This is a genomic window from Azorhizobium doebereinerae UFLA1-100 (genome assembly GCF_000473085.1).
GTDB lineage: Bacteria > Pseudomonadota > Alphaproteobacteria > Rhizobiales > Xanthobacteraceae > Azorhizobium > Azorhizobium doebereinerae.
Genome location: NZ_AXBA01000027.1, coordinates 44,133 through 58,867, shown reverse-complemented (window position 1 = coordinate 58,867; position 14,735 = coordinate 44,133). Strand labels below are relative to the sequence as shown.

The following is a 14,735-nucleotide window of genomic DNA, read 5'->3' as shown; positions in this document are numbered from 1 at the left end:
AACCCGGAAAAGCGGATCGGCGGCTTTCAGGAAAGCCGCCTTTCAGTCCGGTTCACCCGTCACGGCAATCTGGGCCGCACGAGCATAGTGCGCCAACTCCGTATCGTTCTCGATCAGGCCATCGAGCAGCGCCTTCATGTCGCTCTGATCGGACGCCGATTGAAACGGCCCCGGCTGCCGCTCGATCGCCAGTACCGCAATGGCGAGCGCCTTCTTCTCCAGGTGCAGGTCGCGTCCCGTAAATTCCGCCATGCCGCATGCCTCAGCCATCATGTCGACTCGTAAGCACACCTTAGCCGATCGGCCAGCGCACCGTGAGGACAACGAGGTTCCATGCATTGTCCGCGACGGCCTTTGAGTGGCGGCTCCTGCCGGCGGGCGCCACCCCGCGTCTATCAGCGCTGATCCTTGGTCCGGCCGAGGGCCTGACGCCATCAACCCGTAAAGGGTCGGCTTACGCGAAGCGTGCCGCCGCTGCGTCTTCGGCTTCGCGGTGATTGCGGCCCTCGGCCGAACACATCGGGCGCCTGTCGCGCGGGGATGGTCCCCGCCTCAGCACAGGAGCCGGATCAATGTCTCAAGCCCTCGCATTCGCTAACGGCTGGAACCTCGCCATCACTCTCATGGTCTGCGTCGTCGTCTTTCATGCTGACGCTGGCAACTTCGGCGTCATGCTGGCCGCCGAATATGACGGCGATCCCGCTGCCGTCATCCACGAATTCGACCCCTTCCAACCATGAAGGGGCGAACCACCACGAAAGCTGAACCTCAGAGCGCCAGCGGGATTTCTGCTCCCGCCGGCGCCTGTTTGCGGCTATATTCGTGGTCGCGCCGTGGTGGTGGTGGTGGAAGGCGCGACCGTCAGACCTTTATCTCACGGAGCGCACCGCCATGATCATCTTCGGACCACTGCTCGTCGTTGTCGCCATCGGCTTCTTCTGCTGGCTGCTGTTCAACCTCGCTGTCTTCGCGCTGCCCTTCTTCGCCGGCCTGACGATCGGCATCTGGGCCTTCCACACGGGTGCCGGCGTGCTCGGCGGCATTGCGGTGGGTGTCGTGGCCGGTGGCATAACCTTTAGCCTTGGCCAGCTCGCGCTCGCCTTTGTGCCGTGGACGTGGCTTCGGCTTTTGATCATCCTCCTCTACGTCGCACCCGCCGCCGTCGCCGGTTACAGCGCCACCCATGGAATCGCCCAGATGGCGATGCCTTCGCCTACGTGGCAGACGATCTTCGCCATCATCGGTGCGATCGCCGTCAGCGTCACGGCGTTCGTCCGCTTCACCGGAATGGCCGCGCCCGGACCAGCCGGACAGGGCTTGGCTCGGGGCTGACAACTATCGCTTCGGCGGGGCGGGATCAGATCAGGCACCCGAGACGTCCGCAGTCCCCGTCATCGAAGCTGGCGAGAGAGCGACTTTGGCAGTGAAGCTCGGCCCGCCACCGCAGAGTCGCCGGAGTCATGGCGGTCGTGACAGCGGCAAGGACCAGATGGCGACGCCTGGGCGACCCGGCCTGCGATGCGCATGAAATGCGGCGTGCGGCCGGAGCTTGGTCTTCGAAGCGGGAGATCCGTTGGTGGCCGGGGCAGGGCACAGGTCGCCCTCGCTTTCAACCGGCCGGACTTTGCGGCGACTCGAAAATCGCCATGTTCCCCTTGATGTCAGCTCTGTCAGGCCGAGCGCACCGAACGGCCTCTTCGATGGACTGATCTGGCCGAAGGCCGGCTAAAGCCTTGACCGCCTAAGGCGCAACAGCGGCGTCATAACTTTCTTCCCCTGCCGGCTGCGCCGCCATTCCTCGCGAAACAAGAAAGTTCCTCCTTTGCTGTCGAGCCCCTTCGGGGTGCGCCGTCGATCGCCTCCGGCCCGTCGATCACCATCGAGGCCGCAATGGTGCGGGCTCGGAAACAGAGATCAAGGAGAACTACCATGGCGACCATCGGCACCTTCAAGAAGACCGGCTCGAACGAATTCACCGGCGAAATCGTCACCCTCTCGGTCCAGGCCAAGAACGTCCGGATCGTCCCCGAAGCCACCCGCTCCGGCGAGAACAGCCCCAGCCACCGCGTCTATGTCGGCCGGGTCGAGATCGGCGCCGCCTGGGCCAAGCGCTCCAACGAAGGCCGCGACTATCTGGGCCTCAAGCTCGACGATCCGAGCTTCACCGCCCCGATCTTCGCCAACCTGTTCGATGACGAGGACGGCGAGGGCTACAGCCTGATCTGGTCCCGCCCCAACGGCCGCCGGAGCGACTGACCTCCCTACAATGCCCCGTCCGGCCGGTCCGGGCGGGGCAGTGCTCCCAGAAACCCGTTGGACGAAATAGGTTTTCCCCGCCTATCGGACGCGGAAGTGATTTCGAACCGCTAGCACCACGAGGAATAGCAGGACCGTCTCAATGACCGCCTGACCTATCGAAAGAGCGAATATCACCTCGGGAATTCCGTTTGGAAACAACCGTGAGCCAACTTCGTCAAAGCTCCGCCGGGCCAACGGGCTAACTGGAAAAGAAACGCATAAGGAGAAGGCCATCAAGTCGGGAATCTGTTCTACGCGAAAGTCGGTTGCGGTGTACGATGAACACAAGAAGGCGAACCCGCACGCAAATAGCACGAACCAACCAAGTGGGAGCAAGATGCTTCGACTGAAATCAGAAGAGTATCGATAAAGGAAAACGAGAAGCGTTAGCATCAAAGGGCGGCCGATTCCTGTTATCGCTACCCATACCGATCTCGGTATCTTAAAAAGTTGCCGCCGTCGAAGCTCAGAAAATTCCTCTCTATTTCCGCTCTTAAGTCGAGCCCCGATCAGGTGATAGATGCCATAGCCATGCAATACGTCGTCCCACCAAGCTCGCCATGCAATGCCGCGTTCCGCCATTCGCTGCAAAATAAATAGCGACGATTCGAGATCGGGCTCGTCGATGTCTTTCATGATCTTTCGAAGTCGACGGAGGCGGGTCACCGTATCGGTCTGTGTCGTCCAGTAACGGGACACGAGCCACGCCCGCCGTCCGAAGCTGAACCGCGCTGCGGCAAAGTCCAAGGAGCTAACAGGGTCAACATTCTGGAAGTCTGGTGGCTGTTCAAACCGAACACGGCTGAAATCAGCAGATCCCTTTAACGACCTGTTGCTGAAATCGGCGCCAGAGAATTTCTGCCGCATAAGATCGTGAGCCGGATAAAACAGAACTCGAACTCGCCGCAGGCCCTCTCGCAGCGCTTCGAGCGTTTTGGATTTGATGCCCTCCGCCATGGTAAACGGGGTCGCATATTCGGTTCCACTGGTGGTGAATGTAGCGCCGGAGAACGATGCCCGATGGAAAGCCGAAGGATCGGCTGCTCGGGTACGTTCCGTTACCACCTGCGCGTAGTCGGGCAACAAGGATTTCGCTCGCTCGTCGGCCCAGTCTACAAGCGCCTGACGATCGCCTCCCCTGAACGACGCAACATCTCCGAATGTCGCGCCCTCGAACCCGGCACGCCCGCAAAAAGCAGCGCCTTCGAAATTGGCCCCCACGCCAAATTCCGTGTTGTTGAACTGAGCCAATGCCGAGAACACCGTAAACTCGAAACTCGCACCTTCCCCAAAAAGGCAACTCTGAAAATGAACACGCTCGAAAATGGCGCGGCTAAAGTCGACGTGGCGTCCAAAAATCGACTCTTCGAATGAGCCATCACGGACCATCAGAATTTCATCGAACCACGTCATGGGGCCGAAGATTGAGTGCGCGAACGACGAACTTTGGAAAATGGCTCGTGAAAATCGTGCCCCTTCACCAAACGTCACATCGACAAAATTGACGATGTCCTTGAAAATCGCGCCGTCAAAGCGTGCGTTACTCCCAAATTTAGCCTTACTAAACTGCGCACGCCGTTCAAACACTGTATTCTGAAATAGTGCCGCCCCTTTGGGTGATCCTGGAGCGCCTAATGCGGCACCATGAACCTGAAAGGGAACCGGAGTATCGCCGAATGTCGCTCCCTCGAAAATGACTGGCAGCAAGAAATGAAAATCGGAGAAGGTTATGTGCTCATTTTCGGGAGCACGAAAATCGACTCCGCTGAAGTCGAGCGTGTCATCGGGATGGCTGCGCTGAAAAGCCTCAAGTTCTGCCCTACCTTTGCGCGCCGCTTGCAGTACTTCTGATGCCGACATTCGTGGGTTCCCATATCTTCGTCATCGATCATCCAGCGCCTGTCCAAATCGACCCCAAAGCTTTCCCTTGCCACGATCAGACGGCGCCTGCCAAGAGGAACGGAACCGTCCCGCCCTGCGCTCGACGCCCACGGTCGGGTGAAATCACGCGCACAACGCGATCTTGAAGCGAGTTTATAACAGCCACCTTGGCGGCGGCTACTATGTGCCCCTCGGTGCAAGGGCGCGAACCAGCTCGGTAGCATCTACATCAAGCGCTTCGGCCACCTGGCCCAGGACGGTGACGCTCGCCGACACGTCGGCGCGCTCGATCGCCCCGATATACCGGGCGCTCAACCCGGCCCGCTCGGCCAACTCCTCTTGCGTCATCCCTTTCGCATGACGCAACCGACGCAGATTGATCGCCATGAGCTCCTTGAGATCCATGGCGATGATGGAGCCGGCGCAGGAACCATCGTTCCAGGAACGATCATTCCGATTCGTCCGCGGGTTATGCTATCCATGCCCGGTCTCGACTGCCTCTGCACCGTCAATTTGAGCAACGTGATGCGCCATAGGCATCGCGGCGCCGGCCTAATCATGCGCGAAGTCTGTCAAAATTTGCGGTAAATGAATCCCTACTGCATTGCTTTGATCTCGACGGGGGAAAGATCGCAATGACCGAGGCGCCCTTCTGTGACCGGCCGCCGCTTACCGACCGCGTGAACGCCTATGATGAGCGACATCTGGCGATATACCTACGGTTGCTGATGGCCGAGGAAGAAGGAGCCGACTGGCGAGAGGTCGTGCTGGTGCTCTTCGGCCTCGATCCGGCGCAAGAGCCCTGCCGTGCCAAAATCGTCCATGAAAGCCACCTGGCCCGCGCCCGCTGGATGACCAAAACCGGCTATCGGCACCTGCTTCAGCCACGAGCGCAGTGAGCCACCAAGACGTCTGTTGTACGGGTTGTCGTCGCGCGCGATGCAATCATAGGGTCTAGCGCAAAGCCTGCGTTTCCGGATGGTTTGAAGCTCCCCGAATAGGGGAGCAAGACGAGAGGAAACGCCATGCCCACACAGTATTGGCGCTCGCCGGAGACGATCGATCACTTGAATCGCCTTGAACGCCCCGGCTTCGCCGTCGAATTCCTGCGCCGCAACGCCGAATACCGGCGTGACTACGCCCAAATCCAGCGCCAGATCGCACGCGATCACGTCGATGCGGAGTCCGCTCGCGCGGATTTCGCCCGACGATGGGGGTTGCGGTTTCGCCCACGACCCGAGCATTCCGGTCGGCGACGAACCCGCTACCTGGCTGCCGGAACTGTCGCCCGGCACGCTGCTGCTCGATGCAGCGCCGAGCGGATTCGCGCCTGTGGCCCTCGACCCATCCCAGCTCGGCTCGATTGTCGCTGACCGGACCGATGATGAGGGTCGTGAGGTCGTAATCGTCGATGGGTCCGGCGAGCTTCACATCCGGCTCAACAGCGATCTGGCCGTTCGGCGCCCCATGATTCTCCTGCCGCTCGGCGCCGCATCGGTCGATCTCCGACTCGATGTCGCGTCGCGTTTCATCCGCAAGGTAGGCGGCCAAACCATCGGCCTTCTCCCACGGGCGTTGCGAATGACCACGCAGCGCAAGCGCCGTCTCGTCCAGCTTCTTCACGCCTTCGACGTTCACGACATGGGCGGCGGTCCTCGCGACGTCGCGGAGATCATCCTGCATTCGGACCAGGCCCAACTTCCATCTGTCGAGTGGAAGGACTCCCACGCGCGACGCGCGGCCAATCGTCTGATCCACGACTCGATCGCGCTCGTCGAACGCGGCTATCTCAAGTTTCTCCGCGGCGGCTGACCAGCCACATAACCTGATTTCAGCGCGCATCGCTCTTCGATCCATCTCCGTCTCGGCAGTGACGAATTGGACCATCGTCCCGCTCATGGTCGCGCGAAGGGGGACACACCCTTCCGAAAATCTTCGTCCACCCCCAACGCCTGAACCCTCCGCCACCATGACCCCGACATGCCGCGACTTGGCCGCGGCGCTTCGAGGCAAGACGGAGGCTTCCCATGCTCGACAGGTCCGCGCAGCTCGCCACCCGCTACGTCCGAACCCATGAGGCGGCGCGCATCCTTGGCATCTCGCCGCGCACCCTGGAAAAGTATCGCTGCCACGGCAGCGGCCCGACCTTCCGTAAGCTCGGCGGCCGCGTCGTCTACGCCATCGGCGACCTGGAGGCCTGGGCTGACAACGCCGCCTGCAACTCGACGTCGGATCCCCGCTACGTCGAGGCCCGCGCCGCCGGCCATGCGCATCGCTGAGGCGCTCGCCGATGTCGTCGCGCCGCCTCATCACCAGCAGCGAACGGAGCAAGCTCGATCCGTTCGTCGTCGCCATGGGCGACGCCAGCCCGCGCGACCAGCGCGACCTGATGGAGCGGCCGTTCTTCTCGCTCGCCAAGACCAGGCGTACCGCGCCCATCCTCTACGAGACCGGCGGCGTCCGCGTGGAAGTCTACGCCGTGCCCGAACACGGCATGGCGACTATCTGGGACGCCGACGTGCTGATCTGGGCGGCGAGCCAGATCGTCGAGGCCGAAGACCTTGGTTTCAAGACCTCACGCTTCCTGCGCTTCACGCCGTATCAGCTCCTGACATCCATCGGCCGGCAGACCGGCGCGCGCGATTACAAGCTTCTGAAGGGCGCGCTCGCTCGCCTGCAATCGACCGTCATCCGCACGACGATCCGCAACGGCGAGCATTGGCGCCGCCATCAGTTTTCCTGGATCAACGAGTGGGAGGAATGCACGACCCGCGACGGCCGCGTCGAGGGCATGGAGTTCGTGCTCCCCGACTGGTTCTACCGCGGCGTTATCGATCGCTCGCTGGTGCTCGCCATCGACCCAGCCTATTTCCGCCTGACCGGCGGCATCGAGCGCTGGCTATATCGAGTCGCCCGCAAGCATGCCGGCCGCCAGCCCAAGGGCTGGCTGTTCGAGGTCGCGCACCTGCACGAGAAGTCCGGGAGCCTCGCCAAGCTTCCAGATTTCGCCTTTGACCTCCGCCGGATCGCCGCTCGCCAACCGCTCCCCGGTTACCGATTACGCATCGAGCGCAACGGCCGACGCGAACTGCTGCGCATCGTGCCCGCCGCCTTATCCACAGGGCCTGTGGATATCGCTGTGGACGGGGTCGGGACTTCAGGCGTTCCGACTATCGGGACTTCGGGCGTGCGGGTATCGGGACTTCGGGCGTGCAAACCGCAGTTAACCCTCTGGCCTGAAACGACGATTCCGGGCCTTAACTTAGAGTCTAACTCAGAATCTAACTCTTGTTGTTGGCCCGCGCGTTCGGCGGATAACCCCGCCGACCGGCCGATTTCAGATCGCCCAGGACGCCAACCGTCGCTGCCCTTCAGCCGCAAGCCGGGAGGGAAGAGATGATCGTCGCCCTCCTCAACCAGAAGGGCGGTGTCGGCAAAACGACGCTCGCACTGCATCTCGCCGGTGAATGGGCGTTGCACGGCAGGCGCGTCACGCTGGTCGACGCCGACCCGCAAGGTTCAGCACTCGACTGGTCGCAGCAGCGCGCGCGGGAAAACGTCTCGCGGCTGTTCGGCGTCGTCGGCCTGGCGCGCGACACGCTCCATCGCGAAGCGCCCGAGCTGGCCACGACCTGCGATCACGTCGTCATCGACGGGCCGCCGCGCGTCGCCGGTCTGATGCGCTCGGCATTGCTCGCTGCCGACCTGGTGCTGATCCCCGTCCAGCCGTCGCCGCTCGACGGCTGGGCGTCGGCCGAGATGCTGGCCCTGCTGCGCGAGGCGCGCATCTACCGCCCAGGACTTGCCGCGCGCTTCGTGCTGAACCGCTGCGGCGCCCGCACGGTGATCGCCCGCGAGACGGCCGAGACGCTGGCCGATCATGATCCGCCGGTGCTCGCGAGCACCGTCGGCCAGCGGGTCGCCTTCGCCGACGCCGCGCAGTCCGGCCGCCTGGTTTTCGAGCTGGCCGAGCAGAGCGCCGCCGCCCGCGAGATCGCCGCGCTCGCCGCCGAAGTCGCGAGGATCGCGCCGTGAGCGAGCGACCCAACAGGCGCGGCTTCGCAGCGCGGCCGGGCGACGCCGAAAGCTGGATCAAGGCGCCCGAAATCCCGGCGCGGCGCGCCGATGACGCCTCGGCGTTCACCGCGCGCCTGACCATCGACGTCACGCCGGCGCTGCGTGGTCGCATCAAGGTCGCGGCCTTCCGGCGCGGGATCACCGTCGCCGACATGCTGCGCGATCTTCTCGCGCGCGAATTCCCCGACGATTCCGGAGAGCCATCATGAGCGACAACACGCTGTCGCCGCGGCATGTCGCGCCATCGCGAGGTCGCGCGGGCCTCGCGCTCACGCATGTCGAGCTGACCTGGATCGAGAGGAAGATCGAGCGCTGGCTCCGCTTCGGCCGCCGCGCCGAGGAGAAGATCCTCGACCGCCGCCGCAGCATCTCCAGCTTCAGGCCGGGCAGCATCTTCGCCTTCGTCCGCTGGGCGTCGAACGACTTCGGCACCATCGTCTCGCGGATGGACATCGTGCGCGCGGTCGAAGCCGGCGCGCCCCACCAGACACTGCCCTTCGTGCAGCCCGGTGGCGAAATCCTGTTGCGCGTCGATGGCTGGCCGAAGGTCGAGCGCGTGCTGCAGGCGATCGATGCGATCGAAGCCCTCGACATCGATCCGGCCGACGCCGCGCCGGAACACTGGCGTCATCTCCACAACCGCCTGGCCGTCGGCGACGAGCCGCACGCCTACACGCGCGCGCAGCATGCGGCCTGGCTGAGGCGTCGGAGGGTCGCGCCATGAGTCGCTTCGGCTACGTCATGTCGACCTATGTGGCGATGCTCGCTGCCGGCGCGCTGGTGTTCTTCCATCCCGCGCCGCGGCTGATCTGGAATGCCACGGCCAGCACGCCGACAGGGCTCTACGCGCTGCGGCCGGCCGGCCCGCTTCACGCGCTCGAGCTGGTCGCCGTGCGTCCGCCCGAGCCGATCGCGAGCTATCTCGCCGATGGCGGTTTCCTGCCGAGAGGCGTGCCGCTGCTGAAGCACGTCATGGCGGTCGCCGGACAAACGGTGTGCCGGGAGAACGACGCCGTGACCGTCGATCATATCGACGTCGGCGTCCCCAAGACACGCGATCATCTCGGCCGTCCGTTGCCGCGCTGGAGTGGCTGCCACACCCTCAGCGCGGGCGAAGTTTTCCTCATGAACCCGACCGTCCCGGACAGCCTGGACGGCCGCTACTTCGGCCCGCTCCCCGTCACTTCGATCGTCGCCCGCGCGGTCCCGCTTTGGACCGACGAGGCCGGTGATGGCCGCTTCGTGTGGCGCGCCGCCACCGATTGACCCGCTTCTCAACCCGCCAACCACGGAGGTTTCTCATGGTGCAGATCGGTCATTTCACCCGCGATAAGTCCGGCTTCGGCGGACGCATCCAGACGCTCACCTTCACCCAAGCCCTTTCTCTCGTTCCGGCCGAAGCTTCCGATGCCGAGAACGCGCCCGACTATCGCGTCCATCTGGGCGACGCCGACGGCCCGGAGATCGGCGCGGGCTGGAAACGCACCGGCGAGAAGGCGGGCGAATACGTCTCGCTCGTCATCGATGACCCGGCGCTGCATCAGCCAATCCGCGCCAATCTCTTTCAGTCCGGCGACGACAAGTCTGCGTGGGTGCTGAACTGGAACCGCCCGCCCAAGCGCGGCCAGCGGGATTGAGCGCATGCGGGCCGCTCTCGTCATGCTCGTCGGGGCGACGACGTTCGGCACGCCCGCCGTCGTCGCTCACGCCCAGACCGCTCGGATCGAGCTGCAAGCGCCGAGCGATACCTATGCCGGGCTCATCGCGGAGGCGGCCCAGCGCTTCGGCATTCCGGCAGCATGGATACGGGCGATCATGCGGGTCGAAAGCCGCGGCGACCGGCGCGCGATCTCGTCCAAGGGGGCGATCGGGTTGATGCAACTGATGCCCGACACCTGGGCGGGGATGCGCGCTCGGTACGGCCTCGGGCGCGATCCGTTCGATGCGCACGACAACATCTTGGCGGGCGCGGCCTTCCTGCGCGAAATGCACGACCGCTACGGATCGCCGGGCTTCCTCGCGGCATACAATGCGGGTCCTGGTCGATACGAAGACTATCGCGATCGACACCGCCCGTTGCCGCCCGAAACGGTCGCTTATGTCGCGGCGCTCGTCCCTTTTGTCGGGGACGGCGCGATCGATGGGCCTGTCCTCGTGGCGGCCTCCGATCCGTCGTCCTGGACGCAGGCGCCGCTCTTCATCACGCGTTCGGCAAGCGCTGAACCCGCTGATCGCACGTCGGCCAAGCAGCCGCCGAGCGAGACACCGGAGGTCGTCGCGGTGCGCGATGTCTCCGCCATCGCACCGCAATCGGCCGGCCTGTTCGTCTCGGTTTCCGCAGCGGGACCGAAGCCATGATCTCGCTGCCGCCTTGCAGTCATGCCGCGGCGATGTCTCAGCCAGCTCGCGCTTTCCTTAGCGGCGCGACGGTGCTCGGCGACTCCATGGGCCATGCCAAGGCTTTCGCGCGCGATTTCGCAGGCTGGCGCGGCGCAGCGTACTTCCGGAAAGGAGGACGGGCGGACAGGGGTGAAGGGCAGAAACCGACCGACAGAGGGCCAGATAAAAGGCCGCAATGTGCGGCTCTGTCGGTCGGTTGTTTTTGTTTGTGTTTTTGGCTGATCCGGCAAGGTGCGGCCTCGGCGCGCAATGTGCGCTGCAACTTCAACGCTTTGCCGATCCTGCATTTTCTGCACATTGCCGGGGCCGGCCATGGCTGAGGAGAACGACTTCCAGCCGCGGCCTGGCCGCATCCGCTCCTCGCGCAGCCAGCGGGCGAAGCCCTTCATCGCCCAAGCACTCGCCGCCGCGCAGCAGGCCGGCGGCGGTGTATCGCGCCAGGGCCTGCTCAGGAGAGGCAGCCGCTCGACTTTTGGCCGAGGCCGCGCCGCCAGCGTCCGGGCCAACCACCTGCTGACCGGCCGGTCCCGCTTGGTGACAGTGAAGGCCCGCGTCGTTCGTCACACCGCGCGATCGGCGCCGCTCGGCGCCCATCTCGGCTACCTCCGGCGCGAGGGCGTCACCCGGGACGGGGAGAAGGCCCGGCTGTTCGGTCCGGAGACCGAGGACGCCGATCCCAAGGCGTTTGCCGAGCGCTCCGAAGGCGACCGCCACCATTTCCGTTTCATCGTCTCGCCGGAGGACGCGCCGGAGATCGCCGACCTCAAGGGCTTCGCTCGCGAACTGGTTCGCCAGATGGAGAAGGACCTTGGGACCAAGCTCGATTGGGTCGCCGTCGATCACTGGAACACCCAGCACCCCCACGTCCACATCATTGTGCGCGGCGTCGCCGAGGACGGCCAGGACCTCGTCATCTCCCGCGACTACGTCAAGGAGGGCATGCGCGCCCGCGCCCAGGACCTGGTCACGCAGGAACTGGGATTGCGCAGCGATCTCGATATCCGGCACGCGCTGGAGCGCCAGGTCGAGGCCGAGCGTTGGACGCAGCTCGACCGGCAGCTTGCCCGCGACGCGGACCGTCACGGCGTCATCGATCTCGCACCAGATTCAGGACACCCGTCCGATCCGTACCACGCCCTCAAGGTTGGGCGACTGCGGCATCTGGAAAGTCTCGGCCTCGCGCATCAGCTTGGTCCGGGCCAATGGACAATCGACGAGGCCGCCGAGACCACGCTGCGCGAGCTCGGCGAGCGCGGCGACATCATCAAGCGCATCCACCGCGGTCTACGCGAGCGGGGCATCGAGCGCGCGGCCGCGAGCTATGTCCTCGCCAGCGAGAGCCTCGACGTGCCCGTCGTCGGCCGGCTAGTCGATCGCGGTCTCGACGACGAATTGAAGGGCACCGCCTACGCCGTGATCGACGGCGTCGACGGGCGCACGCACCACATCAAATTCCCCGACCTCGACGCCACCGGCGACAGTGGGTCCGGCTCGATCGTCGAGCTTCGTAAGTTCGACGATGCGCAAGGGCGCCGCCGCGTGGCGCTGGCGGTGCGCTCCGACCTCGCGATCGAGGACCAGGTGACGGCGAGCGGGGCGACCTGGCTCGACCGGCAGGCGGTCGCCCGCGATCCCGTGCCTCTCGGCCAGGCCGGCTTCGGCGCTGAGGTGCGCGACGCGATGGACCGGCGGACCGAACAGCTCATTGAGCAGGGCCTCGCCGAGCGCCAGGCCCGAGGCGTCGTCTTCTCCCAAGGCCTGATCGGCACGCTCCGGCGCCGCGAGGTCGAGGCCCTGGGCGAGCGGCTCGCGGCGGAGACCGGGCAGCCTTTCAATCAAGCGACGTCGGGTGAGTATGTCGCCGGCGCCTATCGGCAGCGCTTCGCGCTCGCCTCTGGCCGCTTCGCCATGATCGATGACGGCCTCGGCTTCCAGCTCGTGCCTTGGACGCCCAGCCTCGAAAAGCAACTCAGCCGTCACGTCTCCGGCGTCGCCCGCGATGATGGCGGCGTCGACTGGGGTTTCGGCCGCAACAGAGGAATTGGCATATGAGTGATCCTTCGAGCCAAAGATCCCAAGACAGGCTCGCCGGCATGTCCGCGACCAAGATTCTCTGGGGTCAGATCATCACCGTCTTCGCCATCGTCTTGCTGGCGATCTGGACCGCGACGGAGTGGACCGCTTGGCGGCTCGGCTTTCAGCCCGAGCTGGGGCGGCCCTGGTTCGAGGTCCTGCACTTCCCGTTCTATCTGCCGCCGGCGTTCTTCTGGTGGTGGTACGCTTATGACGCCTACGCGCCGTCGATCTTCATCGAGGGCGCATACATCGCCTCATCCGGTGGTCTCATTGCCGCGGCGGTGGCCATCGGCATGTCGGTCTGGCGCGCCCGCGAGGCCAAGAACATCGAGACCTATGGCTCCGCGCGCTGGGCCCAGGCGAAGGAAATCGAGCAGGCCGGCTTGCTCGGCCCCGACGGCGTCGTGCTGGGCCGTCATCAGCGCAGCTATCTCCGCCATGACGGTCCTGAGCATGTCCTGTGCTTCGCCCCGACCCGCAGCGGCAAGGGCGTCGGCCTCGTCATCCCATCGCTGCTAACCTGGCCGGGTTCGGCCATCGTCCACGACATCAAGGGTGAGAACTGGCAGCTCACCGCCGGCTTTCGCGCCCAGCACGGCCGCGTGCTGCTGTTCGATCCGACCAATGCGAAGTCGTCCGCCTACAACCCGCTGCTCGAGGTCCGCCGCGGCGAGTGGGAGGTCCGCGACGTCCAAAACATCGCAGACATTCTGGTCGATCCCGAAGGCAGCCTGGAAAAGCGGAACCACTGGGAGAAGACCAGCCATGCGCTGCTGGTCGGCGCGATTCTCCACGTCCTCTACACCGAGGAGGACAAGACCCTCGCTGGCGTCGCCTCGTTCCTCTCCGATCCGAAGCGGCCGATCGAGTCGACGCTATCGGCGATGATGCGGACGCCGCATCTCGGCGAGGCGGGCGTCCATCCTGTCGTCGCGTCCGCCGCGCGCGAGCTGCTGAACAAATCCGCCAACGAGCGGTCCGGCGTGCTCAGCACGGCGATGTCGTTCCTCGGCCTATATCGTGATCCCGTGGTCGCCGAGGTGACGCGGCGCTGCGACTGGCGGATCGGCGACATCGTCGCCGGCGACCGCCCGACGACCCTCTACCTCGTCGTGCCGCCGTCCGACATCAACCGGACCAAGCCGCTGATCCGCCTGATCCTCAATCAGGTCGGCCGACGGCTGACCGAGGACCTGCAGGCCAAGGCCGGCCGCCGGCGGCTTCTCCTCATGCTCGACGAGTTCCCGGCGCTCGGCCGCCTCGACTTCTTCGAGTCGGCGCTCGCCTTCATGGCCGGCTACGGGATCAAGAGCTTCCTGATCGCCCAGTCGCTGAACCAAATCGAGAAGGCCTACGGCCCCAACAACTCAATCCTCGATAACTGCCATGTCCGCGTTAGCTTCGCGACAAACGACGAGCGGACCGCCAAGCGGGTCAGCGACGCGCTCGGCACGGCGACCGAGATGAAGGCAATGAAGAACTATGCCGGCAGCCGGCTGTCGCCGTGGCTGGGGCACCTCATGGTTTCGCGCTCGGAGACCGCCCGCCCGTTGCTGACGCCCGGCGAGATCATGCAGCTCCCACCGACCGACGAGATCGTCATGGTCTCCGGGCTGCACCCGATCCGGGCGAAGAAGGCGCGCTACTACGAGGATGGGCGCTTCCAGGAACGCATCGTGGCGCCGCCTGTGCTCGCTCGCCCAAAGGAGGCGCGCCCCGACGACTGGAGCGCCCGTCCATTGCCACCACGGCCGCCGGCTCCGGTTGCAAGCGATGGTGATGATGCGGACGACGAAGACCCGAAGAACACTGACCGTCGCAAGCAGCCCGAGCTCAGCCAGGCGACCGTCGAGAAGAAGGAGCCGATCGAGAACGAGTTCGCGCTCGACCAGGTGGACGACATGGAGGAGGACGCGCCTCGCATCGGCCGGATGAATGACCTGATGCAAGGCATTGCCCGGCAGGCCTCGCTCGATCCGGGCGACGACCTCGGAATGTGAGGC

Annotated in this window: 19 protein-coding genes and 1 pseudogene; 17 read left to right on the top strand and 3 right to left on the bottom strand. The window is 64.8% G+C overall.

The window, feature by feature from the left end; genetic code table 11:
* Positions 1-42: 42 nt before the first annotated feature.
* Positions 43-273 (bottom strand): hypothetical protein, encoded by a 231-nt coding sequence (locus tag YU1_RS0118595; RefSeq protein ID WP_245263377.1) that lies wholly within the window; start codon positions 271-273, stop codon positions 43-45.
* 299 nt (positions 274-572) lie between these two features.
* Between YU1_RS0118595 and YU1_RS34055 the strand changes: the two genes are divergently transcribed.
* The 3 genes from YU1_RS34055 (at position 573) to YU1_RS0118580 (ending at position 2,256) form a co-directional block, all read left to right on the top strand.
* Positions 573-740 carry a hypothetical protein gene (locus YU1_RS34055; protein WP_188582851.1) on the top strand — a complete coding sequence of 56 codons (168 nt, stop codon included), beginning with the start codon at positions 573-575 and terminating at the stop codon, positions 738-740.
* Between the two features lie 151 nt (positions 741-891).
* Positions 892-1,332, top strand: coding sequence for a hypothetical protein (locus YU1_RS0118585; protein ID WP_029005372.1), 441 nt, complete (start codon positions 892-894; stop codon positions 1,330-1,332).
* 597 nt (positions 1,333-1,929) lie between these two features.
* Positions 1,930-2,256: a DUF736 domain-containing protein gene (locus YU1_RS0118580; RefSeq protein WP_029005371.1), complete on the top strand. Its 327-nt coding sequence runs from the start codon at positions 1,930-1,932 to the stop codon at positions 2,254-2,256.
* Positions 2,257-2,337: 81 nt separating this feature from the next.
* Here the strand turns inward: YU1_RS0118580 and YU1_RS32820 are convergent, their stop codons facing one another.
* Together YU1_RS32820 and YU1_RS0118570 are read right to left on the bottom strand one after the other, a co-directional pair.
* On the bottom strand, positions 2,338-4,158 hold the full coding sequence (locus YU1_RS32820) for a pentapeptide repeat-containing protein (RefSeq protein WP_084539965.1): 1,821 nt from the start codon (positions 4,156-4,158) through the stop codon (positions 2,338-2,340).
* Positions 4,159-4,359: 201 nt separating this feature from the next.
* Entirely contained in the window at positions 4,360-4,584 is a 225-nt protein-coding gene (locus tag YU1_RS0118570) for a helix-turn-helix domain-containing protein (protein ID WP_029005370.1), read from the bottom strand.
* A gap of 230 nt (positions 4,585-4,814) precedes the next feature.
* On the opposite strand from YU1_RS0118570, the gene YU1_RS0118565 reads away from it, so the two are divergent.
* The 14 genes and pseudogenes from YU1_RS0118565 to YU1_RS0118505 all read left to right on the top strand — a co-directional run bounded on the left by YU1_RS0118565 (position 4,815) and on the right by YU1_RS0118505 (position 14,732).
* Entirely contained in the window at positions 4,815-5,078 is a 264-nt protein-coding gene (locus tag YU1_RS0118565) for a DNA -binding domain-containing protein (protein ID WP_029005369.1), read from the top strand.
* A 126-nt stretch (positions 5,079-5,204) separates the two neighbouring features.
* Positions 5,205-5,348 (top strand): annotated as a pseudogene (locus YU1_RS34485) (transcriptional regulator domain-containing protein); the annotation flags it as partial.
* A gap of 7 nt (positions 5,349-5,355) precedes the next feature.
* On the top strand, positions 5,356-5,991 hold the full coding sequence (locus tag YU1_RS0118560; RefSeq protein WP_035715882.1) for a DUF2285 domain-containing protein: 636 nt from the start codon (positions 5,356-5,358) through the stop codon (positions 5,989-5,991).
* Positions 5,992-6,206: 215 nt separating this feature from the next.
* A complete protein-coding gene (locus tag YU1_RS0118555) occupies positions 6,207-6,458 on the top strand; it encodes a helix-turn-helix transcriptional regulator (RefSeq protein ID WP_029005367.1) in 252 nt (83 codons plus the stop codon).
* A gap of 11 nt (positions 6,459-6,469) precedes the next feature.
* Positions 6,470-7,579 carry a replication initiator protein A gene (locus YU1_RS0118550; protein WP_029005366.1) on the top strand — a complete coding sequence of 370 codons (1,110 nt, stop codon included), beginning with the start codon at positions 6,470-6,472 and terminating at the stop codon, positions 7,577-7,579.
* The gene (gene parA / locus YU1_RS0118545; protein WP_029005365.1) at positions 7,576-8,214 is read left to right on the top strand and encodes a ParA family partition ATPase; all 639 of its coding nucleotides are present in this window, start codon (positions 7,576-7,578) and stop codon (positions 8,212-8,214) included. Before YU1_RS0118550 ends, parA begins: the two co-directional genes overlap by 4 nt.
* Positions 8,211-8,465 carry a hypothetical protein gene (locus tag YU1_RS0118540; RefSeq protein WP_029005364.1) on the top strand — a complete coding sequence of 85 codons (255 nt, stop codon included), beginning with the start codon at positions 8,211-8,213 and terminating at the stop codon, positions 8,463-8,465. The genes parA and YU1_RS0118540 overlap by 4 nt, the downstream gene beginning before the upstream one ends.
* A complete protein-coding gene (locus YU1_RS0118535; RefSeq protein WP_029005363.1) occupies positions 8,462-8,980 on the top strand; it encodes a DUF2840 domain-containing protein in 519 nt (172 codons plus the stop codon). Before YU1_RS0118540 ends, YU1_RS0118535 begins: the two co-directional genes overlap by 4 nt.
* A complete protein-coding gene (locus tag YU1_RS0118530) occupies positions 8,977-9,522 on the top strand; it encodes a S26 family signal peptidase (protein ID WP_029005362.1) in 546 nt (181 codons plus the stop codon). Before YU1_RS0118535 ends, YU1_RS0118530 begins: the two co-directional genes overlap by 4 nt.
* Before the next feature lie 35 nt (positions 9,523-9,557).
* Positions 9,558-9,893, top strand: coding sequence for a DUF736 domain-containing protein (locus YU1_RS0118525; RefSeq protein ID WP_029005361.1), 336 nt, complete (start codon positions 9,558-9,560; stop codon positions 9,891-9,893).
* A 4-nt stretch (positions 9,894-9,897) separates the two neighbouring features.
* Positions 9,898-10,614 (top strand): lytic transglycosylase domain-containing protein, encoded by a 717-nt coding sequence (locus YU1_RS30105; protein WP_035715880.1) that lies wholly within the window; start codon positions 9,898-9,900, stop codon positions 10,612-10,614.
* Positions 10,611-10,976 carry a hypothetical protein gene (locus YU1_RS33565; protein ID WP_156922245.1) on the top strand — a complete coding sequence of 122 codons (366 nt, stop codon included), beginning with the start codon at positions 10,611-10,613 and terminating at the stop codon, positions 10,974-10,976. Before YU1_RS30105 ends, YU1_RS33565 begins: the two co-directional genes overlap by 4 nt.
* Complete coding sequence (locus YU1_RS0118510; protein WP_029005360.1) at positions 10,969-12,708, top strand: relaxase/mobilization nuclease domain-containing protein; 1,740 nt, start codon at positions 10,969-10,971, stop codon at positions 12,706-12,708. Before YU1_RS33565 ends, YU1_RS0118510 begins: the two co-directional genes overlap by 8 nt.
* A gap of 41 nt (positions 12,709-12,749) precedes the next feature.
* Positions 12,750-14,732: a conjugal transfer protein TraG gene (locus tag YU1_RS0118505; RefSeq protein WP_029005359.1), complete on the top strand. Its 1,983-nt coding sequence runs from the start codon at positions 12,750-12,752 to the stop codon at positions 14,730-14,732.
* Positions 14,733-14,735 lie beyond the last annotated feature (3 nt).